The organism is Nocardioides plantarum (assembly GCF_006346395.1).
Classification (GTDB): domain Bacteria; phylum Actinomycetota; class Actinomycetes; order Propionibacteriales; family Nocardioidaceae; genus Nocardioides; species Nocardioides plantarum.
Genome location: NZ_VDMS01000002.1, coordinates 599,579 through 624,361, shown reverse-complemented (window position 1 = coordinate 624,361; position 24,783 = coordinate 599,579). Strand labels below are relative to the sequence as shown.

24 protein-coding genes are annotated in these 24,783 nt (G+C 72.9%); 12 read left to right on the top strand and 12 right to left on the bottom strand.

Annotated elements, in window-relative coordinates; all coding sequences use genetic code 11:
• Positions 1 to 4: 4 nt before the first annotated feature.
• On the top strand, positions 5 to 760 hold the full coding sequence (locus FJQ56_RS14915) for an FHA domain-containing protein (RefSeq protein ID WP_140010329.1): 756 nt from the start codon (positions 5 to 7) through the stop codon (positions 758 to 760).
• Between the two features lie 583 nt (positions 761 to 1,343).
• On the opposite strand, the gene FJQ56_RS14910 is transcribed toward FJQ56_RS14915, so the two are convergent.
• Positions 1,344 to 1,937 (bottom strand): O-methyltransferase, encoded by a 594-nt coding sequence (locus FJQ56_RS14910; RefSeq protein WP_140010328.1) that lies wholly within the window; start codon positions 1,935 to 1,937, stop codon positions 1,344 to 1,346.
• 538 nt (positions 1,938 to 2,475) lie between these two features.
• Between FJQ56_RS14910 and FJQ56_RS14905 the strand changes: the two genes are divergently transcribed.
• Both FJQ56_RS14905 and FJQ56_RS14900 read left to right on the top strand, forming a co-directional pair.
• The gene (locus FJQ56_RS14905) at positions 2,476 to 3,525 is read left to right on the top strand and encodes a 3-isopropylmalate dehydrogenase (RefSeq protein ID WP_140010327.1); all 1,050 of its coding nucleotides are present in this window, start codon (positions 2,476 to 2,478) and stop codon (positions 3,523 to 3,525) included.
• Between the two features lie 120 nt (positions 3,526 to 3,645).
• A complete protein-coding gene (locus FJQ56_RS14900; protein WP_140010326.1) occupies positions 3,646 to 4,728 on the top strand; it encodes a branched-chain amino acid aminotransferase in 1,083 nt (360 codons plus the stop codon).
• A gap of 69 nt (positions 4,729 to 4,797) precedes the next feature.
• Here the strand turns inward: FJQ56_RS14900 and FJQ56_RS14895 are convergent, their stop codons facing one another.
• Together FJQ56_RS14895 and FJQ56_RS14890 are read right to left on the bottom strand one after the other, a co-directional pair.
• Positions 4,798 to 6,234, bottom strand: a complete 1,437-nt coding sequence (locus tag FJQ56_RS14895; RefSeq protein WP_140010325.1) for an MFS transporter — start codon at positions 6,232 to 6,234, stop codon at positions 4,798 to 4,800.
• Complete coding sequence (locus FJQ56_RS14890) at positions 6,234 to 7,583, bottom strand: M20/M25/M40 family metallo-hydrolase (RefSeq protein WP_140010324.1); 1,350 nt, start codon at positions 7,581 to 7,583, stop codon at positions 6,234 to 6,236. Before FJQ56_RS14890 ends, FJQ56_RS14895 begins: the two co-directional genes overlap by 1 nt.
• Before the next feature lie 81 nt (positions 7,584 to 7,664).
• Between FJQ56_RS14890 and FJQ56_RS14885 the strand changes: the two genes are divergently transcribed.
• The 4 genes from FJQ56_RS14885 (at position 7,665) to FJQ56_RS14870 (ending at position 11,707) form a co-directional block, all read left to right on the top strand.
• Complete coding sequence (locus tag FJQ56_RS14885) at positions 7,665 to 8,552, top strand: matrixin family metalloprotease (RefSeq protein ID WP_140010323.1); 888 nt, start codon at positions 7,665 to 7,667, stop codon at positions 8,550 to 8,552.
• A gap of 57 nt (positions 8,553 to 8,609) precedes the next feature.
• Positions 8,610 to 9,656 (top strand): ABC transporter substrate-binding protein, encoded by a 1,047-nt coding sequence (locus FJQ56_RS14880; RefSeq protein WP_140010322.1) that lies wholly within the window; start codon positions 8,610 to 8,612, stop codon positions 9,654 to 9,656.
• 13 nt (positions 9,657 to 9,669) lie between these two features.
• The gene (locus FJQ56_RS14875; protein ID WP_140010321.1) at positions 9,670 to 10,716 is read left to right on the top strand and encodes an ABC transporter substrate-binding protein; all 1,047 of its coding nucleotides are present in this window, start codon (positions 9,670 to 9,672) and stop codon (positions 10,714 to 10,716) included.
• A gap of 97 nt (positions 10,717 to 10,813) precedes the next feature.
• Positions 10,814 to 11,707 carry an aldo/keto reductase gene (locus FJQ56_RS14870; protein WP_140010320.1) on the top strand — a complete coding sequence of 298 codons (894 nt, stop codon included), beginning with the start codon at positions 10,814 to 10,816 and terminating at the stop codon, positions 11,705 to 11,707.
• A gap of 82 nt (positions 11,708 to 11,789) precedes the next feature.
• Here the strand turns inward: FJQ56_RS14870 and FJQ56_RS14865 are convergent, their stop codons facing one another.
• The 5 genes from FJQ56_RS14865 to FJQ56_RS14845 all read right to left on the bottom strand — a co-directional run bounded on the left by FJQ56_RS14865 (position 11,790) and on the right by FJQ56_RS14845 (position 16,240).
• Positions 11,790 to 12,635 (bottom strand): helix-turn-helix transcriptional regulator, encoded by an 846-nt coding sequence (locus tag FJQ56_RS14865; protein WP_140010319.1) that lies wholly within the window; start codon positions 12,633 to 12,635, stop codon positions 11,790 to 11,792.
• On the bottom strand, positions 12,632 to 13,051 hold the full coding sequence (locus FJQ56_RS14860; protein ID WP_140010318.1) for a VanZ family protein: 420 nt from the start codon (positions 13,049 to 13,051) through the stop codon (positions 12,632 to 12,634). The genes FJQ56_RS14865 and FJQ56_RS14860 overlap by 4 nt, the downstream gene beginning before the upstream one ends.
• Positions 13,052 to 13,243: 192 nt before the next feature.
• Positions 13,244 to 14,089 carry an ABC transporter ATP-binding protein gene (locus FJQ56_RS14855; protein ID WP_140010317.1) on the bottom strand — a complete coding sequence of 282 codons (846 nt, stop codon included), beginning with the start codon at positions 14,087 to 14,089 and terminating at the stop codon, positions 13,244 to 13,246.
• Positions 14,086 to 15,192: a FecCD family ABC transporter permease gene (locus FJQ56_RS14850; RefSeq protein WP_140010316.1), complete on the bottom strand. Its 1,107-nt coding sequence runs from the start codon at positions 15,190 to 15,192 to the stop codon at positions 14,086 to 14,088. The genes FJQ56_RS14855 and FJQ56_RS14850 overlap by 4 nt, the downstream gene beginning before the upstream one ends.
• A 10-nt stretch (positions 15,193 to 15,202) precedes the next feature.
• Positions 15,203 to 16,240: a FecCD family ABC transporter permease gene (locus FJQ56_RS14845; RefSeq protein WP_211351042.1), complete on the bottom strand. Its 1,038-nt coding sequence runs from the start codon at positions 16,238 to 16,240 to the stop codon at positions 15,203 to 15,205.
• Between the two features lie 145 nt (positions 16,241 to 16,385).
• Between FJQ56_RS14845 and FJQ56_RS14840 the strand changes: the two genes are divergently transcribed.
• On the top strand, positions 16,386 to 18,209 hold the full coding sequence (locus tag FJQ56_RS14840) for a serine/threonine-protein kinase (protein WP_140010315.1): 1,824 nt from the start codon (positions 16,386 to 16,388) through the stop codon (positions 18,207 to 18,209).
• Between the two features lie 31 nt (positions 18,210 to 18,240).
• Here the strand turns inward: FJQ56_RS14840 and FJQ56_RS14835 are convergent, their stop codons facing one another.
• On the bottom strand, positions 18,241 to 18,873 hold the full coding sequence (locus FJQ56_RS14835; RefSeq protein WP_140010314.1) for a TetR/AcrR family transcriptional regulator: 633 nt from the start codon (positions 18,871 to 18,873) through the stop codon (positions 18,241 to 18,243).
• 375 nt (positions 18,874 to 19,248) lie between these two features.
• Here FJQ56_RS14835 and cimA point away from each other — a divergent pair, with 375 nt between their 5' ends.
• Entirely contained in the window at positions 19,249 to 20,844 is a 1,596-nt protein-coding gene (cimA, locus tag FJQ56_RS14830; protein WP_140010313.1) for a citramalate synthase, read from the top strand.
• A 33-nt stretch (positions 20,845 to 20,877) separates the two neighbouring features.
• Entirely contained in the window at positions 20,878 to 21,384 is a 507-nt protein-coding gene (locus tag FJQ56_RS14825) for a P-loop NTPase family protein (protein ID WP_140010312.1), read from the top strand.
• A 4-nt stretch (positions 21,385 to 21,388) separates the two neighbouring features.
• On the opposite strand, the gene FJQ56_RS14820 is transcribed toward FJQ56_RS14825, so the two are convergent.
• Positions 21,389 to 21,985 carry a TetR/AcrR family transcriptional regulator gene (locus FJQ56_RS14820; protein WP_140010311.1) on the bottom strand — a complete coding sequence of 199 codons (597 nt, stop codon included), beginning with the start codon at positions 21,983 to 21,985 and terminating at the stop codon, positions 21,389 to 21,391.
• Positions 21,986 to 22,091: 106 nt separating this feature from the next.
• Here FJQ56_RS14820 and FJQ56_RS14815 point away from each other — a divergent pair, with 106 nt between their 5' ends.
• Positions 22,092 to 22,640 carry an NADPH-dependent FMN reductase gene (locus tag FJQ56_RS14815; protein WP_140010310.1) on the top strand — a complete coding sequence of 183 codons (549 nt, stop codon included), beginning with the start codon at positions 22,092 to 22,094 and terminating at the stop codon, positions 22,638 to 22,640.
• A gap of 74 nt (positions 22,641 to 22,714) precedes the next feature.
• Here the strand turns inward: FJQ56_RS14815 and FJQ56_RS14810 are convergent, their stop codons facing one another.
• A complete protein-coding gene (locus tag FJQ56_RS14810) occupies positions 22,715 to 23,701 on the bottom strand; it encodes a hypothetical protein (protein WP_140010309.1) in 987 nt (328 codons plus the stop codon).
• Positions 23,702 to 23,850: 149 nt separating this feature from the next.
• Here FJQ56_RS14810 and FJQ56_RS14805 point away from each other — a divergent pair, with 149 nt between their 5' ends.
• Positions 23,851 to 24,363, top strand: a complete 513-nt coding sequence (locus FJQ56_RS14805) for a GNAT family N-acetyltransferase (protein ID WP_140010308.1) — start codon at positions 23,851 to 23,853, stop codon at positions 24,361 to 24,363.
• Between the two features lie 7 nt (positions 24,364 to 24,370).
• Here the strand turns inward: FJQ56_RS14805 and FJQ56_RS14800 are convergent, their stop codons facing one another.
• Positions 24,371 to 24,676, bottom strand: coding sequence for a hypothetical protein (locus tag FJQ56_RS14800; RefSeq protein WP_140010307.1), 306 nt, complete (start codon positions 24,674 to 24,676; stop codon positions 24,371 to 24,373).
• Positions 24,677 to 24,783: the final 107 nt, after the last annotated feature.

Sequence of the window (24,783 nt, the reverse complement as noted above, 5' to 3'; positions counted from 1 at the left end):
AGAGATGAGCCAGACCTGCCCAGCCGGGCACGCCTCCCAGGCCACCGACTACTGCGACACCTGCGGCATCGCGATGGGTCCGGCGGCGGTGCCTGTGGCGTCGCCCGACGACACCGGGATGCTGCCCACGACCGAGGGGATCGCGGTCGCCGACCAGTGCCCGAGCTGCGGTACGGGCAACCCGGCCAACGCGCTGTTCTGCGAGAACTGCGGCTACGACTTCACCACCGGCGCCCGGCCCCGCCCGGTCGAGCCGGCGCCGAGCGCGCTCGACCTGCCGGTCCCGACAGGCTCGACCAACGAGGGATCGGTGGTCGAGCCTGTCGAGACCCCGGTCAACACCTCGGCAGCCCCCTCGGCCAGCTGGGTGGCCGAGATCTGGATCGACCCCGACTGGTACGCCGACCAGCAGAGCACCGACCCCCTGCCCTCGCCCGGCCTGCCGACCGTGACGCCGCTGCGGCACACCTCGATCCTCATCGGGCGCGCCTCCAGGAGCCGCGGCATCAGCCCCGACCTCGACCTCGGCAGCGACACCGGCATCAGCCGCCGCCACGCCCAGCTCACCACCGACGGCCAGCGCTGGTTCGTCGAGGACCTCGGATCCTCCAACGGCACCTACGTCGGCGGTGCCCTCGGCGCCCTCCCGACGACCCCGGTGCCACCGGGCCAGAAGACCGAGGTCCGTCCCGACGAGCGCGTCTACGTCGGCGCCTGGACCCGGATCGTCATCAGGAAGGCCGCGCCCGGCGAGATCTGAGCACTCTCACGTCGGTCGAGGTGCGACGAGCCCCAGCGAGGAGCCTCGAGACCACCGCAGCCGGTCTGCGGACTCGACCACGTGATCGGGCGGTCGGTGCCCGCGGTGGTCCCGGCCGTGGGCGGTGAGTCAGCCACCGAACGGCCGGTCGGGGGGCCTGGGTTCGGTGGCTCAGACACCGCCCGGATGGGCCGAGTCGCCGGGCCAGCGGCAACCGACCCAACCCGACCCGGACGGCGACGCCGACATCGAGCTCGACGACATCGGCCGCGGTGGTCTCGAGGCTCGGCGCTGGGGCGCCTCGCACCTCGACCGACGTGTCTGCGGTGGTCTCGAGGCTCGGCGCTGGGGCGCCTCGCACCTCGACCGACGTGTCTGCGGTGGTCTCGAGGCGCTTCCGGCTTTGTCCGCCGTCGCTGCGCCCAGGCACTGAACGGGTCGCAGGTCCGTTCCTCGCGGGCTGGCCGTGGGTCGGTCGGTGCCTGCGGTGGTCTCGACGCGCTTCGCGACCTCGTTCCTCGGTCGCTGCGCTTGCTCGACCTGCGCGATGGCCGTCGTCTCAGCTCGTTCCTCGCTGAGACGACTATCGCTTGGTGGCGATGATGGTGGCGGCGTCGGGGGCGACCATCACCTCGACGGCGGTGAACCGCTCGTCGGTGAGCCACTGCTCGCGCAGGGAGTCGACGCGGCCGTAGGTGATCGGCGGCCAGCCCTCGCACGGGGTGAAGTCGTCGAGCACCACGATGCCGCCGTCCTCGACCAGGTCGGCGACGGCGTCGACGCCGACCTCGCTGCCGTCGCTGCTCCAGCCGCCGTCGGCCTGGCCGGAGTCGAGGAAGAGCAGCGAGAACGGGCCCTTGTCGAGCAGCGTCGACCAGTCGGCGGCGAGCACCTCGACCTGGTCGTCGTCCACGAAGATCTCCGCGGCCGCGCGGGCCAGGCGGGGGTCGAGCTCGGCGGTGACGATCCGCGCCTTCTCGCCGCGTACGCCGGACCGCAGCCACGCCGTACCGACGCCGCAGCCGGTGCCGAACTCGGCCATCGTGCCGTCGCGGGTGGCGGCGAGCATCGCCAGCAGCCGGCCGGTCTCGTTGCGGCAGAAGGAGACGTAGCCGGCGCGCCGGGAGACCGCGAACGCGCGCTCGACCACGTCGGGGAGGTCGGGGGAGGCGCTCATGCGACGAGTGTTTCCCCGGGTCTCCCATGATGGGACCCGCGTCTCGCCATACGAACAGTTCGGCCGAGTGGGTGGCGGCGGTCGGCAGGCGCGTCCTAGGGTCGGCTCACCATGCGGAGCGTGTTCGTACTTATCGAGTGCCGCAACGGGGCCACGCAGGACTAGATCCTGCGGCGTGAGGCCACCCCGTTGCGGTGGTTCTCGTGCTCCCAGCACTCCTGGCCTCGCCACTCACCACTCCCGGTGATGTCCTCGCGGCGGCCAGGTCCCTCGGCCCCTCAGCGCGATCCGCTCGTCGCAGGCATCCACCCCGTGCGATCCACGGGTACCCCTCCGCGGGGACATCTCCGGGCGTGACCCGCACTGCCCGGCGACCAGCTCGTCGACCCGCGACCAGAGGAGCGAACGATGTACGACATGTACCCCGAGTGGGGCCCTGCCAAGAACCGCGACGACGACCGGCCCAACGGGGTCCAGGCGTCCTTCGACAGGTGGGACACCGCGAGCCCGCAGCCCGACGACAACTAGCGTTTCTCCCATGAGCACAGTGAAGCTGGCAGTCATCGGCGGCGACGGCATCGGCCCGGAGGTGACCGCCGAGGCCCTCAAGGTCCTCGAGGTCGCCGCACCGGCCGGCGTGACGTTCGAGCAGACGACGTACGACCTCGGCGCGGAGCGCTACCTCGCGACCGGCGAGGTGCTGCCCGACACGGTGCTCGAGGAGATCCGCGGTCACGACGCGATCCTGCTGGGTGCGGTGGGCGGCAAGCCCAACGACCCCAACCTGCCGCCCGGCATCCTCGAGCGCGGGCTCCTGCTGCGGCTGCGCTTCGAGCTCGACCACTACGTCAACCTGCGCCCCTCGAAGATCTACCCCGGTGCCGTCTCGCCGCTGGCCAACCCCGGCGACGTCGACTTCGTCGTGGTCCGCGAGGGCACCGAGGGCCCCTACACGGGCAACGGCGGCGCCCTGCGCGTCGGCACCCCGGCCGAGATCGCCACCGAGGTCTCGGTCAACACCGCCTACGGGGTCGAGCGCGTCGTCCGCGACGCCTTCGCCCGCGCCCAGCGCCGTCCGCGCAAGAAGCTCACCCTGGTCCACAAGACCAACGTGCTCGTGCACGCCGGTGCGGTGTGGTGGCGGCTGACCCAGCAGGTCGCCGCGGAGTTCCCCGAGGTCAGCGTCGACTACATGCACGTCGACGCCGCCATGATCTTCCTGACGACCGACCCCGCCCGCTTCGACGTGATCGTCACCGACAACCTCTTCGGCGACATCGTCACCGACCTGGCCGCCGCCATCACCGGCGGCATCGGCCTGGCCGCCTCCGGCAACGTCAACCCCGACCGCACCGCCCCGTCGATGTTCGAGCCCGTCCACGGCTCCGCGCCCGACATCGCCGGGCAGCAGAAGGCCGACCCCACCGCGGCGATCCTGTCGGTGGCGCTCCTGCTCGACCACCTGGGTCACCCCGACGCCGCCGGCGCCGTCGAGGCCGCGGCCATCGCCGACCTCGCCGACCGCACCCCGGCCGCCCCCCGTCGTACGGCGGAGGTCGGCGACGCGATCGCGTCGCGGTTGGGCTGAGCCCGGGGGCCGGCGGTCACCCCACCACCACTCCGCCATGGCGGTTCGGACAACCAGCACGGCCACACGCTGGTGCACCGCACCTGCCCACTCGTAGGAAGCCCGACTACCTTGTCTGCCATGGACTTCAGCACCACCCTGTCGACTGCGCCCGTGTCCGACGAGCGGCTGGCCGAGATCCTGGCCAACCCCGGGTTCGGCACCCACTTCACCGACCACATGGTCACCATCGAGTGGACGCCGAGCGAGGGCTGGCACGCGGCCCGCGTGACGCCGTACGGCCCGCTGACGCTCGACCCGGCGACGGCGGTCCTGCACTACGCGCAGGAGACCTTCGAGGGCATGAAGGCCTACCGGCACGACGACGGGTCGATCCACACCTTCCGGCCCGAGGAGAACGCCGCGCGGATGGTGCGCTCGAGCCACCGGCTCGCGCTGCCCGTGCTCGAGGTCGACGACTTCGTGGCCGCGGTCGACCGGCTGGTCGAGGTCGACCAGCGGTGGGTGCCCGACAACAGCGTCGGTGGTGGGGAGAAGAGCCTCTACCTGCGGCCGTTCATGTTCGCCAGCGAGGCGTTCCTCGGCGTCCGCCCGGCGCAGCACGTGACGTTCATGGTCATCGCGAGCCCCGCCGGCGCCTACTTCAAGGGCGGCGTCAAGCCGGTCACGCTGTGGCTCTCGACCGACTACACGCGCGCCGGTCGCGGCGGCATGGGTGCGGCCAAGACCGGTGGCAACTACGCCAGCTCGCTGGTCGCGCAGCAGGAGGCCACCGCGCAGGGCTGCGACCAGGTCGTCTTCCTCGACGCCCAGGAGGGTCAGTACGTCGAGGAGCTCGGCGGCATGAACCTCTACTTCGTCCACGACGACGGCCACATCGTCACCCCCGAGACCGGCACCATCCTCGAGGGCATCACCCGGGCCAGCATCATCGAGCTCGCCGGCAAGCTCGGCCACCCGGTCGAGGAGCGCCGCTTCTCGATCGACGAGTGGCGTGACGGCGTCACCAGCGGCCGGATCACCGAGATCTTCGCCTGCGGCACCGCCGCGGTCGTCACGCCCGTCGGGTCGCTCAAGTCCGACGCCGGTGACGTGCCGGCCCCGGCCAGCACCGACCTGACCATGCAGGTGCGTCAGGCGCTGGTCGACGTCCAGCTCGGGCGCAGCGAGGACACGTTCGGCTGGATGCACCGGGTCGTCTGACCCCCGGCCGGGATAGTCCCTGACGTAAATCAAGGTTCTCCGCGCCGAGATCTTGATTTACGTCAGGGACTATCCCGCCGGTGCGTCCGGTGAGCTGCGCGGCGTCAGCGCCAGCACCACCGCCGCGGCGAGCGCGGCGAGCGCGCACACCGCCCACACGGTGAGGTAGCCCGACAGCGGGGCCTGGCCCTCGACGGGGTCGTCGATGGAGCCGGCCGAGGCCAGGGCGATGGCGAAGACCGAGGAGGCGATGGCGCCGCCGATGGTCTTGGTCGCGTTGGTCATGCCGGTGGCGAAGCCGGTGCGGTGTGGGGGAGCAGCGGCCGCGGCGGCCGCCGGCAGCGCGGCGACGAGCGCGCCCGAGCCCACGCCCGCGACGGCCATGTTGAGCAGCGCCTGGCCGGTCGAGTCGTGGAACGGCAGCCACAGCGCGTAGCCGACCGAGACGAGCAGCGCCGCCGACACCAACGCCCCGCGCGCGCCGAGCAGCCGCGTCGTCAGCGGCAGCGTGAACGCCCCGATCGCCAGGAAGATCACGTAGACGCCGATCAGGGTCGAGACGAACGACGCGTCGGCGCCCAGGCCGTAGCCCACGACGTCGGGGTCGGTGCGGGCGAACGTCGAGAGCGGGATCTGGGCGCCCAGCACGGACATGCCGAACAGGAACGCCGTGAGCTGCACGGGCCACTGGCCCGGCGTCGCGAGCAGGCGTACGTCGACCATCGGCTCGTCGTGCCGCGCCTCGAACCGCGCGAACGGCACCAGGGCGGCCGCCCCGAGGAGGACCAGCAGCCACGGCCATGGCGACCCCGGGCCGGCGACGCGCAGCCCGATCAGCCCGCCCATCACCAGGGCGACGGCGGCCGACAGCAGGCTCAGCCCGGTCCAGTCGAAGCCGCCGGCGACCGCCCCGGGCCCGTCACGCTCGACGCCGAACCAGACGACGACCAGGCACAGGGTCACCGCGATCGCGGGCAGCGCCAGGACCACCGGCATGCTCATCGACTCCACGAGCGCGCCCGAGGTGAGCGCGCCGACGATGACGGCCAGCTCGAGCGCGCCGACCAGCACCGCGGCCGCGCGTCGGGTGAGCAGCGCCTGCCGCCCGGTGCCCGCCGTACGGCGGTAGATGATCGCGACCTCGAGCGGCAGCCACACGACGTAGGCACCCTGCAGCGCCCAGCCGACGAGGAACGTCGAGAACGACGGCGCGACGACCAGCACCCACGACCCGATCGCCGTCACGACGGTCGACAGGAGCAGGACCTTGCGGTGGCCGACGAGGTCGCCGAGCCGGGCCAGCGGGGGTACGACGAGCGCCGAGACCACCAGCTGCGCGGCCTCGAACCAGTTGACGTCGGCGTCCTTGATGTCCAGGGAGTCGGCGATGTCGGTGAGGATCGGGGTGTAGTAGCCCTGCAGGATCCCGCTGGCCAGCTCGACGCAGACCAGGAACCCGACGATGGCGGCCAGGCTGCGGGCCGGGGCCGAGGCGACGGTGGTCATCACAGCGACTCCAGCAGCCGGGAGTACCAGCGCACGCCGTCGAGGAGGTCCTGGACGCGCAGGTGCTCGTCGTAGGAGTGGATGGACTCGCGCTGGGCCTTGGTCATCCGGAACGGCGCGAACCGGTAGACGCGGTCGCAGATGGTGGTGAAGAAGCGCGAGTCGGTGCCCGCCATCATCACGTACGGCGCCGCCACGGCGTCGGGGAAGACCTCCTCGATCGTGGCCGCGAGCAGGTCGAACGCCTCGTCGCGCGGGCTGACCGGGCTGGGCTCGGAGGCGTCGACGACGTCGACGTGCACCTGGTCGTCGTCGATCACTCGGCGCAGGTGGGCCAGGGCGTCCTCGACGGTGTCGCCGACCATGACCCGGATGTTGACGCCGGCCCGTGCGGTCTGGGCGACGACGTTGAGGGCGGGGGAGCCGGAGAGCGTGGTGACGGCGAACGTCGTACGGGTCATCGCGGCCGACTCCGGCCCGGCCAGGACCAGGGCCCGGGTGAGGACCGGCGCGAGCCGGTCGGCCCGCGACATCAGCGCGCGCAGCGGCAGCGGCGCGTGCGGCGCCATCCGGCGGAACAGCTCGACGGTCGGCTCGGGCAGCCGGCTCGGCATCGCGCTGGCGTCGAGGCGGGTGATGGCCCGGGCGATCCGCGCGGTCGGGCCGCGTCGGGCTGGGGTGGACGCGTGCCCGCCGCGGCCCTCGACCCGCAGCTCGACCGACGTCGTGCCCTTCTCGCTGACCCCGACGACCCCGACCGGCGCGCTGACACCCGGGAACGCGTCGTGGGCGACCGCGCCGCCCTCGTCGAGCACGAACCACGGGCGCACGCCGCGTGCGGTCAGCTCGGCGACCGCCGCCAGGGCACCGTCGCCCGCGACCTCCTCGGTGCACCCGAACGACAGCCAGACGTCGTACGACGGCACGAAGCCGCGCTCGAGCAGCGACTCGACCGCCTCGCACACGGCCACGAGCTGGCCCTTGTCGTCGAGGGTCCCGCGTCCCCAGACCGCCTCGTCGACGAGATCGCCGCCGAAGGCGGGGTGGGTCCAGCCGGCGCCGTCGTCGGCGACGGGGACGACGTCGAGGTGGGCCATCAGTACGACGGGCCGCTCGGCGGAGCGGCCGGGCCAGCGCACGAGCAGGCCGTGCCGGGCGATCGCGACGTGCTCGAGCGCGTGGACCTGCGGGTAGCGGCGGGCCAGCTCGGCGCCGAAGCGCTCGAAGGCCGCCACGTCGATGCGCCCGGGGTCGGGGTGGGACACCGTCGGGATCCGGACCAGCGCCTGCAGGGCCTCGACCGGCCGCTGGGTGGGCGTGGTCGCCACGGCCCCCTCCGTCGTCACCATGGGGGTCACCCTAGAGATCCTGGTCACCCCGGGGCGAGGAAACGCCCCGCCGTCACCACCGCACGGGCATGATTCCTCCTTGTGGCCAGGGGGGTGGGCGGGGGCAGCCGGCGCGAGCAGCGTCGTTGGCAGCGCGAGCTCGAGGAGCAGCTGCGTGCCCTGCCGACCTACGACGGCGAGACGCCCGACGGCGGCGCCGTCACCCCGCTCGACCGACGCCTGCCTCCGCCGCCGCGCCCCCCGCGCCGAGCCGACCGCCGTCGTACGCCGGGCCCGCACCCGGGCGGCGAGCGACGTCGCACGGTGGTCACCGTCGGGCTCACCCTGGCCGTGATCGGCGTGGTCGTCAGCGCGAGCCTCACCCCGTTCGCCGCCCAGCTGCGCGGGCTCCTCGGCTTCGGCGACCGTGGGGACAGCTCCACCTACCAGTTCCTGCAGTCCGACGAGCTCAGCGGCGAGCCGTTCCGGTGGAGCTCCTGCAAGCCGATCCGCTACGTCGTCAACGCAGCCCAGGCGCCCGACGGCTGGAAGGACACGCTGGACCGGTCGCTGGCCGCGGTCAGCGACGCCACCGGGCTCGAGTTCGAGTCGAAGGGCAGCACCGACGACGGGCCGTCGTCCTCGCGCGACGGGGGACGGGAGCCCAAGCCGGTGCTCATCAGCTGGGTGACGCCGCAGGAGGAGCCCCAGCTCGAGGGTGACGTCGTCGGGGTCGCCGGCCCGGGCTCGATCGGCGACGTCTACGTCACCGGCACCGTCTTCTTCGACGCGCCGGCCTTCGCCGAGATGGAGGACGACGGCGACGAGGGCCTCGAGCGGGCGGTCGTCATGCACGAGCTCGGCCACCTCGTCGGTCTCGACCACGTCGACGACGAGCGCCAGCTGATGTATCCCTCGACCACGTTCCAGACGTCGTTCGGCAACGGCGACCTCGAGGGGCTGGCGATCCTGGGACAGGGACCCTGCTGACCCGACGTCAAGGGCATCCTTAGTATGGTCAGGCTCACCTAACCTAGGAGTCCGACCGTGCGCCTTCTCGCTCTTGCCGCGCTGCTCGCCCTGTCCTCGGCCCTCGTCGCCTGCGGCGACGACGCGGGCGAGGGGGAGAAGCGCGTCCCGACGCCGCCCCGGGCGGTCGGCGCCGAGGTGCTCGAGGGCACCGGCACGTTCCCGGCGACCGTCGAGCACCAGTTCGGCACCACGACGGTGCCGGCCGAGCCGAAGCGCGTCGTCAGCGTCGGCTTCACCGAGCAGGACGTGCTGCTGCAGCTCGGCGTCATCCCGATCGCGGTGACCGAGTGGTACGGCAAGCAGCCCGACGCGACCTGGCCGTGGGCCCACGACCTCCTCGGCGGGGCCACGCCCGAGGTGCTCGACTCCTCCGACGGGTTCCCCATCGAGAAGATCGCCGCCCTCGAGCCCGACCTCATCGTCGGCACCAACGCCGGCATGGAGAAGCGCGACTACCAGCTGCTCAGCGCGATCGCGCCCACCGTCACCAGCGTCCCCGACTCCACGCCCTACTTCTCGCCCTGGCAGGACCAGGTCCTCCAGGTCGCCCGCGCCCTGGGTCGCGAGGCCGACGGACAGACGCTCGTGGACCGGGTCGAGTCCGACTTCGAGGCCGTCGCCGACTTCCACCCCGAGTGGAAGGGGAGGACCGCGACGTTCTCCCAGGGCGGCCCCTACGACGGCCAGCTCTACGTCTACCCCGCCGGGCTCAGCACCGACTTCCTGACCATGCTCGGCTTCGAGATCACCCCCGGCCTGGAGAAGTACGCCCCGAACGTCGGTGAGCAGGCCCTGATCAGCGGCGAGAACGTCGACCTGCTCGAGGCCGACGTCGTCGTGTGGGCGACCGAGGACGCCGACATGTTCGCCGAGCTCCAGGACTTCGCCACCGTCGCGGACCTGCCGGCGGTCAAGGAGCGGCGCTCGGTCTACACCGACGAGGTCCTCGCCGGTGCCCTCTACTTCATCACCCCCCTCAGTCTCGAGTACGTGCTCGAGCACCTCACCCCGCGGCTCGAGAAGGCCGTCGCGGGCCAGGGCCCCACCGAGTACGACTCCTAGAAGGAACCACCTGATGCGACCCACCCGACGGATCTTCCTGGCCGGCACCTCCGCCCTCGCCCTGGCCCCGCTGCTGGCGGCCTGCGGCGACGACGCTCCCGGCGAGTCCGGCCCCCAGGGCAAGGCCGCCGAGCCCGAGAAGAGCGCGTTCCCGGTCACGATCAAGCACAAGTACGGCGAGACCGTCATCAAGCAGGCGCCCAAGCGGGTCGTCGTCGTCGGCCTCGTCGAGCAGGACGCCCTGCTGGCGCTGGGGATCGTCCCGGTCGCCACGTCCAACTGGTTCGGCGACGCACCCGGTCGGATCTTCCCGTGGGCGACCGACCTGCTCGGGGACGCCGACGTGCCGAAGGTGATCGACCCGGCCAACGGCATCCCGACCGAGGAGGTCATCGGGCTGGGCCCCGACCTGATCATCGGGCTCTACTCCGGCATGACCGAGGCCGAGTACAAGATCCTCAGCAAGAGCGCCAACACCATCGCGCAGTCCGGCAAGTATGCCGACTACGCCGAGCCCTGGCAGGAGTCGACCCTCACCGTCGCCCGGGCCGTGGGCCAGCCCGAGGCCGGGCAGAAGCTCGTCGACGGAGCCGACGCCAAGGTCGCGGCAGCCAAGGCCGCCCACCCCGAGTGGCAGGGCAAGACGGCGGTCTGCGTGACGCCGTACGAGGGGTTGTTCGTCTACGGCCCGCAGGACCCCCGCGGCCGGATCCTGCAGGAGCTCGGCTTCACGTTCCCCGAGCAGCTGGTCGACAAGGGTGCCGCCGAGTTCGGCTACTCGCTGTCCGAGGAGCGCACCGGAGACCTGGCCGGCGTCGACGTCGTGGTGTGGCTCGACTACGACGGAGCCCCGGCCGGGATGAAGGCGATCTTCGAGAAGACCGACACCTTCGCGGAGGGCCGCTTCTTCGACATCAACGACTCCGACGGCGCCTACTACGTGGGGCAGAGCTTCGTGACGCCGCTGTCGATCCCCTACGTGCTCGAGCGCTACGTGCCCCAGCTCGAAGCCGCCTTCGACGGCGACCCGGCCACCAAGCCCCCGGTGGTCAAGAACTGAGGCCCGCGGACTCGTCGTCCTGGCGTCGTCCTGGTACTCCCGGTCCCAGGACGACGGGTCCCTGGTGTCGGCACCGGTGCCGAGACAGGCTGGGGGCATGACCACCACCACCTCCCTCCTCGGCGACAAGCCGGTCCACCGCATCGGGTTCGGTGCCATGCAGCTCGCCGGACCGGGTGTCTTCGGACCGCCTGCCGACCCCGACGGCGCGCGCGCCGTGCTGCGCCGCGCGGTCGAGCTCGGCGTCGACCACATCGACACCGCCCAGTTCTACGGCCCCGACGTCGTCAACGACCTGATCCGCGAGGCGCTGCACCCCTATCCGGCGGGCCTGCGCCTGGTGACCAAGGTCGGCGCCGCCCGCGACGACCAGGGCGGCTGGAACCTGGCCTCGACGCCGGACCAGCTCCGCGACCAGGTGGAGGCCAACCTGCGCGCCCTCGACGTCGAACGCCTCGACCTGGTCAACCTGCGCCGCATGGAGCGCGACCACCCGGACGGCGACGAGCCGGCGCTCGCCGACCAGCTCGGCGCGCTCGCCGAGCTGCGCGACGCGGGCAAGATCGACCTGATCGGGGTCTCCAGCGTCGGTGTCGACACCGTGCGCGAGGCCATCGAGACGGTCGGCATCGGCCAGGTGCAGAACCCGTTCAGCATCCTGGACCGCACCGACGCGCCGGTGCTCGAGCTGTGCCGCGAGCACGACATCGCGTTCGTGCCCTACTTCCCGCTCGGGTCGGCGTTCGGCGGTGGCGGCCCGCAGGCCCTGGCCGCGGACCCGCACGTCAGCAGCGTCGCGACCAAGCACGGTGTCTCGCCCAGCCAGGTCGCGCTGGCCTGGCTGCTCGCGCAGTACGACCGCCTGCTCCTCATCCCCGGCACCAAGTCGATCACCCACCTCGAGGAGAACCTCGCCGTGCTCGACATCGAGCTCGACGCCGACGACCTCGCGACGCTCGAGCACGTGGAGCCCGTGGTCGCCGGTCACTGACGGACCCAGGTCTCGACAAGCTCGACCGCCGAGGTCGGTGCCGGACCGACGACGTCTCGGTGATCGAGCTTGTCGAGATCCGCTAGCGCTCGGCCGACATGTCCTGCAGTCCGACGATGATCGCCATGGAGAGGGCGTCGGCGTCGGGGGTGCCGGGCTCGGCGGAGAAGACCACGATCTGCAGGTCGCTGCCGTGCACGCTGAGCACGTCGCAGTCGACGGTCATCCGTCCGACGAGCGGGTGGTCGAGGGTCTTGCGCCGCGAGGCGCGCACCCGGGCCGGTGTTGTCTCCCACAGCTCGGCGAAGCGCGGGCTCTCGGCCCGCAGGTCGGCGACGACCGAGGCGATGTCGGGGTCCTCGGGGAGCCGGATCAGCGCCGCGTGGAGATCGGCCACGATGTCGCGCTCCACCAGCGAGCGGGTCTGCGGCTCGAGCTCGCCCATGCCCGGGACGTCCATGAACGTGCGCCACGCGCGGTTGCGGCTGCGCCCGGTCTCGGCGGAGAGGTCACCGAAGATGACGTCGGCGGCGCGGTTCTGCAGCACCGTCTCCCACGCGGCGTCGATGACCGAGACGGGGGTGTCGCCGAGGCGGTCCACGATCCGCAGGACGCTCGGGGTCAGGTGACGCACCATCCGTCCCGAGGTCGGCGGCAGGTGGCCGGCCATCCGGTAGAGCCGGTCGCGCTCCTCGTCGTCGAGTCGCAGCGCGCGCGCCAGGGACTGGACCACCTGGGCCGACGGGTGGCGGGCGCGGCCCTGCTCGAGACGCGTCACGTAGTCGGTCGACACCCCGGACAGGGCGGCCACCTCCTCGCGGCGCAGGCCCGCCGTACGACGGCGGGCCTGACTGGGCAGGCCCGCGGCGGCCGGCCCCAGTCGGTCGCGCCACACCCGGAGCTGGGTCCCGAGCTCGTCGGTCGTCATGTCCTCGATCTAACCGCACGGGGGGTGGGGCGGGCGGCCACCATGAGCACGCCGGCGAGGAGTGCGCCGATCACCCCGCCCATCGTGTTGTGCACGACGTCGTCGATCGTCGGCACCCGGCTGGTCACGACCCGCAGCTGGGCGTACTCGACCAGTGCCGAGGCGAGCAGGCACAGCGTCACCGCGGGCCATACCCGCCCGAGCCCGATCGCGAGCAGGAACCCGAGCGGCACGAACAGCGCGACGTTGGCCAGCACCTCGGTCTCGGTCCAGGTCAGCCGGCCGCCGGAGACCCGCGTCGCGACCCGGTCGGCCAGGTCGAACGCCCAGCTGCCCTGCGACGGGTCGGTCAGGGTGAGGTGGACGACGAGCAGCGAGTAGAGGGCGACCAGGACGAGCGCGACGGGGCGGTGCATGCCCTCGACGCTAGGCGCGTCGGCGGGCTGGCCCCTCGGTCTCGGGTGCCGGAGGGTGGTACTTGGGTGCCGCAGACCCGTTGGGAAATTCTCCGCCGTAGTGGTGAAACTCCCACCTCGTCGACGAAGTTTCGTCGCAGCGGCGCGAGTTTCACCACCTCAGCGGAGAATTTCCCAACGCGTGCCGCACCCCTACCGATCGGCGTACGCCGCCGCGACCGCAGCAGCGCACGAGACGGGCACCAGGATCGGCAGGCCGGTGCGGGGGTCGGGGATGACGTCGGCCTCGAGGCCGAAGACGGAGAGCAGGGTGTCGGCGGTGAAGATCTCGGTCGGGGTGCCCTGGGCGACGATGCGACCACGGTCCATGACCACGACGAGGTCGCTGTAGCGGGCGGCCAGGTTGAGGTCGTGCAGCACCATGACGACGGTGCGGCCCCGCTCGCGGTTGAGCCGGGTGACCAGGTCGAGGACCTCGATCTGGTGAGCCAGGTCGAGGTAGGTCGTGGGCTCGTCGAGCAGGACCAGGTCGGTGTCCTGGGCCAGCGTCATCGCGATCCAGGCGCGCTGTCGCTGGCCGCCCGAGAGCTGGTCGATCGGCCGGTCGCGCAGCGAGGTGGTGTCGGTCATCTCCAGGGCCGCCTCGACGATCCGCTCGTCCTCGGCCGACCACTGGCTGAACCACCGCTGGTGGGGGTGTCGGCCCCGGCCGACCAGGTCGCGCACCAGCAGGCCCTCGGGGGCGAGGGGGCTCTGGGGGAGCAGGGCCAGGCGCTGCGACACCTCGCGGGTGGCGATGTCGTCGATGGCGCCGCCGTCGAGCCGGACCCGCCCCGAGGACGGCTTGAGCAGCCGCGCCAGGGTGCGGAGCAGGGTCGACTTGCCGCAGCCGTTGGGGCCGATGATCGTCGTCACCTGGCCGTCGGGGACGTCGAAGGTGAGGTCGCTGACGACCGGCGCGGCGCCGTACCCGACGGTGACGCCCTCGGCGCCGAGCCGCGAGCCGCCGGTGCGGTCCTTGGTGAGGGTGGGGGTCATGCCGCGACCTTCCGTTTGGCTCGGACGAGCAGGTAGATGAGGTACGGCGCCCCGATGGCCGCGGTGACGACACCGGCGGGCAGCGAGAACGGGATCACGACCCGGGTCACCAGGTCGGCACCCAGCACCAGCGCCCCGCCGAGCAGCATCGAGCTCAGCAGCGGGGGCCGGGCGCCCCCGGCCAGCCGCAGCGCGACCTGGGGTACGACGAGGGCGACGAACTCGAGCGGCCCGACCGCCGAGACCGACACGGCGGCCAGCCCGACGGCGCAGACGAGGACGAGCAGCTGCGTCGTCTGCAGGCGTACGCCGAGCACGCGGGCGGAGTCGTCGCCGAGCTGCAGGGCGTTGAGGTGGCGCACCAGCCAGAACGAGAGCGGCACCAGGACCACGAGGGCCACGACCACGGGCCGCGCCTGGTCCCAGCCGCGTGAGTTGAGCGAGCCGTTGAGCCACACCTGGGCGCTCTGGGCGTCGGTGATGCGGGCGCGCAGGAGGAGCCACTCGACGACCGCGGTGAGCGCGGCACCGATGCCGATGCCGATGAGCACGAGCCGCTGGCCGTCGATGCCGCGGCGCCACGCCAGGGCGTAGAGGAGCATCGCGGTCAGCAGCCCGCCGGCGAACGCCGCCAGCGGCAGGCCGACCGTCTGCAGGCGCCCGGTGACCAGGCCGCCACCGAAGCCGCTGCTGCCGGCGAGCACGATGACGGCGACGGCGCCGGCGGAGGCGCCCTCGGTGACACCGAGGATGTCGGGACTGGCCAGCGGGTTGCGGGCGAAGGTCTGGGTGAGCGCACCGGCGAGCCCGAGCGCCATCCCGACCAGCAGGGCCACGGTGGTCTGCGGCAGGCGCAGGTCGGTGATGATCAGCTCGGCGCCCGGGTCGCTGTAGCCGAACAGGGTGCGGATCGTGCGTCCCAGCGAGATGTCGACGTCACCGAGGCCGAGGTCGAGGCAGAACAGCAGGAACACCACGCCGAGGCTGGCCACCGCGATCGTCGCCGAGCGCACGGGCACCTGCCACGACAGCGGGCCGACCCGGATCGGGGTGCCGACGGCGGTGACCTTCTCGGCGAGCGGTGCCTCGACCTCGACACTCATCGGGGACCCCTCACAGTCGGACCATCCGGGTGCGGCGCACGAGGATCACGAAGACGGGCCCGCCGACGAGCGCCATCACGATGCCGACCTGCAGCTCGCCGGGGCGGACGACGACGCGACCGAGCACGTCGGCGAGCACCATCAGCAGCGCGCCGACGAGCCCGGCGTAAGGGACCACCCAGCGGTAGTCGGTGCCGGCGGCCCACCGGGCCACGTGGGGGACGACGAGCCCGACGAACGAGATCGGTCCGACGGCCGCGGTGGCGGCTCCGGCGAGCAGCATCACCGCCGCGATGCCGCCGAGCTTGTGGCGACCCGGGCGCATGCCGAGGGAGCGTGCGACGTCGTCGCCGAGCTGGAGGAGGTTGAGCCCGGGGCTGCAGGCCGCCGCGAGCACCAGCCCCGCGAGCATGAACGGCGACACCTGCAGCAGCACGCCGAGGTCGGCGCCGTTGACCGAGCCGACCACCCACACGCGGTACTCGTCGAGGACGTCCAGGTCGCGCAGGATCACGGTCTGCGTGCCGGCGGCGAGCAGGGCACTCACGGCGGTGCCGGCCAGGACCAGGGTGACGGGGTCGGGCCCGCCTCGCGTCGTACCGATCGCGAAGACCAGAGCCGCGGCGGCACCGGCACCGACGAGCGAGAACCACGCGTAGTTGACCGGGTCGTCGACCCCGAAGGCGTAGATGCCGACGACCACGGCGAACGCCGCGCCCGACGTCACGCCCAGCAGCCCGGGGTCGGCGAGCGGGTTGCGGGTGTGGCCCTGCATGAGCGCGCCGGAGATGCCGAGGCACAGGCCGACGGCCAGGCAGAGCGCGGTGCGCGAGGTGCGCAGCTCGCGCACGATCGTCGACTCGGGGGAGTCGTCGCCGTGCGCGAGCAGCTCCAGGACCCGCCAGGGAGCGATGCCGTTGGAGCCGACCATCAGGCTGAGCAGGCAGGCCGCGAGGATCACGGCCCCCAGGACCAGCAGGCCGCGGACCGAGCCCTGGCGCGGCGGGGTCGCCTCCCGGGTGGTCGGGAGGGCGGTCGGCGTGCTCACGATAGGTAAGCCTAACCTCCCTCGACCGGTGGGCCGGTCGCGGATCGTTCGCGGACCGCCTGCGGACCGTTCGCGGCCTCCGCTCGGCCACGCGGGTACGGCGTCGGTCGGCGTCCGCGGGCCCCGGCGCGGGTAACCTCGCTGCGTGACGACCCAGCCGCAGTACGACGGACCACCGGTCCCGCAGGTCTCACCGGGCCCGCAGGCGTCGCGACGGGTCGGGCCCTACACGCTGCTGGCCAAGATCGGCGAGGGCGGCATGGGGGTCGTCCACCTCGCGCGGCGCGACGACGACGACACGCGGGTCGCGCTGAAGGTGATGCGACCCCACATCGTCGGCGACGACGAGGCCCGCCAGCGACTGGGGCGCGAGGTGGCGTCGCTCGGACGCATCCGCAGCCGCTGGGTCGCCGAGATCGTCGACGCCGACCCGTGGGCCGAGGTGCCCTACGTCGCGACCCGCTACGTGCCCGGTCTCTCCCTGCACGACCACGTCCGGCAGGAGGGGCCGATCGCCGGCGCCGACCTGCTGTGGTTCGCGGGGTGCCTCGCCGAGGGGCTGGCCTCGGTGCACGCGGTCGGGGTGCTGCACCGCGACGTCAAGCCGTCCAACGTGCTGATGGAGGGTCGCACCCCGATCCTCATCGACTTCGGCCTGGCCCGCGTCGCCGACGACCCCCGCCTCACCCACACCGGATGGCTGCTCGGCACGCCCGGCTACCTGGCCCCCGAGATCCTCTACGGCGACGACGCGAGCGCGGCCTCCGACCTGCACTCCTGGGCCGCGACCGTCGCGTTCGCCGCCACCGGCTCCGGGCCCTTCGGCGGCGGTCCGGCGATGGCGATCATGGACCGTGTCCGGCGCGGCGAGCACGACCTGCGGGGCATCACCGACCCGCTGCGCGACGTCGTCGCGGCGGCCCTCGACCCCGAGCCGTCGCGCCGACCCACGCTCGAGCAGCTGCTGGAGTGGCTGCGGCCCCAGACGACGCGCCCGGCGCCGGTGCTGGGTGCGCCGCCCACCCTGGGCATCACCCGTCCGGTGCAGGAGATCGACCCCTTCGCCGACTCGCTCGCCCTGGCGCACGACACGCCTTCCTACGACGACACGCCCTCCTACGACGACACCGTCGACGCCGACGACGTCCCGACCACCCGCGAGCCGCTGCCGCCCGGGCTCGACCCGGGCCCGCCGCGCACGCTGGTGCTGCCGCCGCACGCCCCGTCGCCCGAGTCTCCGACGTGGCACGAGCCAGCACCCACGCCCACACCCGCGCCGACGCTGCGCGAGCCGTCGCCGGCGATGCCGACGGCCCCCGCTCCCGAGCCGGCGTACTGGCACGACGCCGCCCCGCCCGCTCCCGCTCCCTGGCAGGCTGCCTGGCCCGACCCCGCCCCGCCCCGCACCCCGGCCGCCGAGCGACTGCGTCGCCTGGTCCTCGTCGTCGCGGGCGCACTGCTCGTCGGTGCGCTGACCGCCCTGGTCCCGTGGGTCGCGCTCGGGGTCGCGGTGGTGGGCGTGTGGCTGCTGCGCAGCGGGTCGCTCGCCGCCTCGGCCGCCGGCGCGCGTCGCCAGCTGCGCGGCCGTCGGTGGTACGACGCCCCGCAGCTCCTCGTCCACGCGCCCTGGCACCTGGTTCAGTCGATCCCGGGCGCCACGATGCTGCTCGCCTGGGCCGGCGGGCTCGGCGTCGCCGCCGCCCTGGTCTGCTACGCCGTGGCGGCCGCAGTGCCGGTCAGCCTGTTCGTCACCGGTCTCGTGTCGGCCCTCGCGCTGTGGTGGGGTCCCGGCGGCAGCCGCCTGCGCGGACCGGTCGGCCGGGTCGTCGACCCGCTCAGCCGGCGGGCCGGGTCGTGGCTGCTCGCCACCGGTGTGGTGCTCGCGCTGGCGGTCGTGGCCGGCGCCTACGTCGACGCGCGCGGCCCGTCCTGGGTGCCCGGCACCGACCAGCCGTTCTCGTCGACGTAGGCGCGGGTAGTCGCCACCCCGGCCGATCTCGTCAGCGGGCGGCGGACGCCTTCTTGAGCCGGGACCTCAACGCCCGGCTCGCGACCGGGCCGAGGTCGTCGACGACGTCGACCAGCACGACCAGCCGCTCGACGGCGTCGAGGGCGGCGCGCGAGCCCACCGGGTCGACGCCGTCGTAGAGCTCCAGCCCGACGAAGACCGCACTGATCATCGACGCGAGCCCGGCCGGGTCGACGACCCCGGCCAGCGGGCTGTCCTCCATGAGCCGGCGGACGACGGCCTCGATCTGCTCGCACCAGCGCGCCATCGCGTAGCGCCCGGCCTCGGCGAGCAGCAGGTCCTGCTGGGCGCCGGCCAGGAGCTGGGCCATCACGGCGATGTTGCCGGTGGTGTGCTCGCGGTCGTGGAGCTCGCGGCCGACCTCGAGGAGCTCGCGCAGCGAGCCGATCTGGGCGAACTGCTCGCGGTAGTAGATGACGTTCTCGTCGACGGCGGCCCGGGTGGCGGCCTGGATCAGCTCGGGCATCGTGCCGAAGTGGTAGAAGACCAGGGCCTGGTTGACCTCGGCGCGGGCCGCGACCGAGCGGGCCGACAGCCCGGCGATGCCGTCCTTGCGCAGGGTCTCGGCGGTGGCCTCGATCAGCTTCTGGCGGGTGTCGGTCACCCCGCCACGGTACGCCGCCGTTGAGCGACCGCTCAATACTGGTCTGGCCGCTCACCGCCGGCTCGAGCCGCGGCCGCGCGCCGCCTGGCTACGCTGCCGCGAACCCAGCATCGCGAGGCCGACCGGCTCGGCGGCCGGCGCCGACCGGCGTGCGCCGTGTGGTCGACGTGGGCGGGGGTGAGGGCGCAGGCCAGGGAGACCGGCATGTGGATCCGAGTCCTGTCGCGATCTGTGCGTGGCACGATGGTCGCCATGCAGCACCGCACCATCATCATTCGCTAGCGCACCGAGCCCCGCTCGGTGCGCCACCTCCCGTCTCCCCGGGAGGTTTTTTGTTGCCCGGAGCACCGCACCACCCGACCAGAGAGCTGACCGATGGACCTGCACGGCGCCTTCCACGTCTACGACACGACGCTGCGCGACGGCGCGCAGCAGGAGGGGCTCAACCTCTCCGTCGCCGACAAGCTGACCATCGCGCGTCAGCTCGACGGGCTCGGCGTCGGCTACATCGAGGGCGGCTGGCCGGGCGCCAACCCCAAGGACACCGAGTTCTTCCGCCGGGCCGTGCACGAGCTCGACCTGCGCCACGCCCGGCTGGCGGCGTTCGGCGCGACCCGCAAGGCCGGCGTACGCGCGGCCGACGACCCGCAGGTCGCCGCGCTGCGCGACAGCGGCGCCGGGGTCGTCACGCTGGTCGCCAAGTCGCACGACCGGCATGTCCAGCTCGCCCTGCGCACCACGCTCGAGGGGAACCTCGAGATGATCCGCGACACCGTCAGCCACCTCAGGGCCGAGGGCCAGCAGGTGTTCCTCGACGCCGAGCACTTCTTCGACGGCTACCGCCGCAACCGCGCCTACGCGCTCGAGGTGCTGCGCACGGCGTACGACGCCGGGGCCGAGGTGATCGCCCTGTGCGACACCAACGGCGGCATGCTCCCGCCGTGGGTGTCCGACGTCGTCCACGACGTCATCGAGACCACCGACGTCCGGGTCGGCATCCACTGCCACAACGACACCGGGTGCGCGGTCGCCAACACCCTGGCGGCCGTCGAGGCCGGCGCCACGCACGTGCAGGGCTGCCTCAACGGCTACGGCGAGCGCACCGGCAACGCCGACCTGATCTCGGTGGTCGCCAACCTCGAGCTCAAGCTCGACCGCCAGGTGCTGCCGTCGGGCCTGCTCAAGGAGTCGACCCGCATCGCCCACGCCGTCGCCGACGTCACCAACTTCGCGCCGGCCTCGCGCCAGCCCTACGTCGGCACCTCCGCGTTCGCCCACAAGGCCGGCCTGCACGCCAGTGCGATCAAGGTCGACCCCGACCTCTACCAGCACATGGACCCGACCGGCGTCGGCAACGACATGCGCCTGCTCGTCTCCGACATGGCCGGGCGCGCCTCGATCGAGCTCAAGGGCCGCGAGCTCGGCTTCGACCTGTCCGGTGACCGGGAGCTCGTGACGCGGGTGACCGACCGGGTCAAGGCGATGGAGCAGCGCGGCTACACGTTCGAGGCGGCCGACGCCTCGTTCGAGCTGATGCTCGTCGAGGAGGTCGAGGGGCGCCGCCCGGCGTACGTCGAGGTGGAGTCGTGGCGGGTCATCACCGAGACCCTGGCCAACCGCGGCGCGCTCGACGAGGCGGTCTCCGAGGCGACGGTCAAGCTCACCGCCGAGGGCGTGCGCTACGTCGTCACCGGCGAGGGCAACGGTCCCGTCAACGCGCTCGACTCAGCGCTGCGCACCGCCATCGTCCAGGCGTTCCCCGAGGTCGCGAAGTTCGAGCTGGTCGACTACAAGGTCCGCATCCTCGACCAGGGCCACGGCACCGACGCGATCACCCGGGTCCTCATCGAGACCTCCGACGGGGCGTCGTCCTGGGTCACGGTCGGCGTCGGCCACAACGTCGTCGAGGCCTCGTGGGAGGCCCTGCTCGACGGGCTGACCTACGGGCTGCGCCGCCACCACCAGGACTGAGCCGATGGCTGGTCGAGGGCTGGTCGAGGGCTGATGAGGCGGGTCCTGGTGGTCGCGATGTCGGGTGCGGGCAAGACGACGGCCGGCCGTCGGATCGCCGAGCGCCACGGGCTGGCCTTCCACGAGATGGACGTGCTGGCGATCGGCCCCGGCTGGTCGACACGGCCGGGGTTCGTGGCCGAGGTGGAGCGGATCGTCGGCACCGACGACTGGGTGATCGACTCCTGGGGTCCCCCGCAGGTGCGGGAGCTGATGTGGTCGCGCGCCGACACCGTGGTCTGGCTCGACTACCCGCGCCGGGTCGTCCTGCCGCGGCTGTTCCGACGCTCCTGGCGACGGTCGTGGTCGCGACGGCCGGTCTTCGGCGGCAACCGCGAGCGCTGGCGTGACTGGGCGTCGTCCGCCCACCCGTTCTGGCACGCCGTGACCACCTTCGACGAGCGGCGCCACCTCATCGCGCGGCGTACGGCGGTGCGGCCGCACCTGCGCACGCTCCGGTTCCGCTCGCCGCGCGAGCTCGAGGCGTGGCTCGCGTCCTAGGCGATCATCCGGCGACGACGCGGCGTACGAGGTCCTCCCAGCCGGCCTGGACCTCCTCGACCGGGCGTTGCTCGAGCACGAGCTGCTGCTCGAGGATCGGGATCTCGAACGGGGCGAGCAGGGCGGTCGCGAGGTAGCCGAGGTCGCCGTGCGCGCCGAGCTGGGCGAGCAGGTAGCGCACGTGCATCGCGGCGAAGGCGGCGGCGGCGTACGCGCGGGTGCCGGTGCGGCCGGCCGCCCGGATCAGCGCGGCGTGGGTCAGCGTCGTCTCGATGCGCGAGCGACCGAAGGCGTGCAGGCGCTCCAGCGGGGGAGCGCCGGGTCCCAGCGGTGGGGGGCCGGAGATGACGCTGGCCTGCCACTCCGACTCGGAGTGGTCGAGCAGGGCCGCCATCAGGCCCTCGCGGCTCTCGAACCGGCGGAACACGGTGCCCTTGCCGACGCCGGCGCGCTGGGCGACGGCGTCCATGGTGACGTTCTCGACGCTGCAGTGGTCGACCAGCTCGGCGGCGGCGCGCAGCAGCGCCTCACGGTTGCGGGCGGCGTCGGACCGCTCGGCGGGTGGCTCCCCGGCGAGCGGCAGCAGCCGGAACGCGTCCATGCCTGAACCGTAGCCAGGCCGGGGCCCCGACCGGGGCGACCAGCGGGGTGAGAAACAATCCTCCGTGGGACGGAATAGAAACGGACTGCGGTCCGTTTGAGCAGGCATGACTACTCCCAGCACCCGCGTCGCCGTCCTCGTCGGAAGCCTGCGCGCCGAGTCCACCAACCGCAAGGTCGCCGAGCTGCTCCGCGACCGCGCCCCCGAGGGCGTCGAGCTCGTGATCGCCGACCACCTCGGCGAGATCCCCTTCTACGAGGAGAACCTCGACGCCACCGCCACCCCGGCCACCGCCGTCGCGCTGCGCGAGCTCGTCGGCGCCTCGGACGCCGTCCTCGTCGTCACCCCCGAGTACAACGGCACCATGCCCGCCGTGCTCAACAACGCCATCGACTGGCTGTCGCGTCCCTACGGCGTCGGCGCCATCGTCGGCAAGCCCGTCGGTGTCATCGGCACCACCCCCACGCCGTACGGCGGCAAGTGGGCCCACGCCGACACCGTCCGCTCCGCCGGTATCGCCGGTGCGGTCGCCATCGACGGCGGCATCGTGTCGCAGTCGGTCCTCGAGGTCGACCCGCTGACCGACGTCGACGTGCTCGAGCGCTTCCTGGCCGTCGTCAACGCCCTCGCCGCGTTCGAGCCCGCCGCAGCCTGACCCTGACCAATCCCGAACGCGCCGCCGGTCCCACGACCGGCGGCGCGTTCGCGCTTCAGGGACGCCGCGACCGGTCAGGTCGGCCGGTAGGCCGTCACGGTGTTGGGGAAGTGCACGACGACGGCCGGACCGTCGAGGACCTGCACCTCGGTCCAGGCGCGCACCTTGGTGCCGCAGCGGGAGTTGTCGGGCAGCGTGACGGCGCCCTTCACCGCGACCGGCAGGTGGTGCCGCCGGGCCGAGATCCGCTTCTGCGTCGTCGAGCCCGGGACGATCGTGGTCTCACAGACCGAGCCGCCCGGCGTGTACTGGCGCACGACGAGTCGCAGCCTGACCAGGGAGCCGGCCTCGCCGTGCTTGATGACCCCGGGAGTGCACAGGTAGCGGCCGTTGGTCGTCTGGTCGCGCGAGCCGCCGTCGGAGATGCAGGTCGTCAGGTAGGTGTTGCCGGTGACGTACGCCTTGGAGCCGCGGCGGGCAGCGGTCTGCAGCTCGGCGGCGTGGGTGAAGGCGTGGGGCTTGGCCAGGGACGACCTGCCCGAGTAAGCACGGCTGGCGTCGTCGTAGACGAAGCGCTTGCTCTCGCGGGTGGCCGAGGAGACGGGGCCGGAGACGGTGAGCGTGGCGCGGACCCGGACGCGGCGGCTGGAGAGCGAGGCCGAGGTGGTCTTCAACCCCATCGTGCTGCCGTAGGCGAAGCAGGCGCCGTGGTCCTTGACCGAGAAGTAGACCCGCGTGCCCATCGCGAAGGTCTCTCCGCGGAAGACGTTGGCCGAGGTGCCGATCCGGTCCTCGTCGCCCGAGTTCTCCTTGCACAGCAGCGAGACGGAGGCGATCTGGACCGCGTCGCGGCTGTTGTCGGTCACCTGCGCCGACAGGGTCGCCGAGTAGGTGCCCGGTGCCTGGACCTTGAGGTAGCCGAGACGCACCCGCGGCCCCGCCTCGTTGGCGCCTGCCCTCGGGGTCAGCCAGGCCGACGTGACGTCCGAGCGGGTGGCGGCGGAGGCGGGCGCGGCTCCCCACGGCACGACGGCGAGGAGCCCGGCCAGGAGGCCGAGCACGAGGAGGGGAGTCGCTCGCGACGGGTGCGCGCGGCGCGGACGAGGAGCCGGTGTGGGGGGCACAGTGGTGAACCTTACGGTGGTGCTGTTCGCCGAACCGCGGACGCAGCGCGAGCTCGTCCGCCCCTGCCCGACAGGAGACCACCCGGATGGTGACCCCCACCGCCCACCTCGCCGACGACGACGCCCGCCAGGTCCGGGACCTCATGGACACCGCCTTCGAGGACTTCAGCGACCTCGACTGGACCCACGCGCTCGGCGGGCTGCACGCCCTGGTCCGCGAGGGCGACCGGGTCGTCGCGCACGGTGCGCTCGTCCAGCGGCGGCTGCTCGTCGAGGGCCGCTCGCTGCGCTGCGGGTACGTCGAGGCCGTCGCCGTCGAGCCGGGGCACTGCCGCCGGGGGCACGGGACCCGGGTGATGGTCGAGCTCGAAGCACTTGCGCCCGGCTACGACCTGCTGGCGCTCAGCTCGTCGGCGGCGGGCGTGCCGTTCTACGAGGCCCGCGGGTGGCAGCTGTGGCGCGGGCCATCTGCAGTGATGTCGCCCGAGGGGCTCGAGCCGACCCCGGACGAGGACGGGGCGATCTACGTGCTGGGCGGCACCGGACTCGACCTGGACGCCCCGATCGCCTGCGACTGGCGCGACGGTGACGTCTGGTGAGACTGCGTCAGTCCAGGCCCCAGGCCGCGCGGAACTCGTCGGGCGCCATGGTGTCGAGCTGGTCGCGCACCACGCCGACCAGCGTGGCCGCGGCCTCGGCCCCACCCGTCGGGACCCGCAGCTCGGCGACCCCGTCGCTGCGTCGGCGTACGACGACGAGACCCTCGCCGGTCAGCTCGAACCGGCCGCCCGTCGTCGCGCACCACAGGTCGAGCGCACCGGCGACCAACCGCCCCCAGCGTCGGGTGTGCCTCGGCTCCAGGCCCAGCGAGTAGACCTCACCGGCGGTCATCGGCTCGAGGGTGGCGGTCATGTCGCCAGCGTAGGTCGGTCGTCGTGAGCGAGCCGGGCCTCGGCCTCGTAGCGGAACTGGCAGGTCTGGCCGGTGCTCGGCCCAGCCGCTGCAGCCGAGCCTGCCGA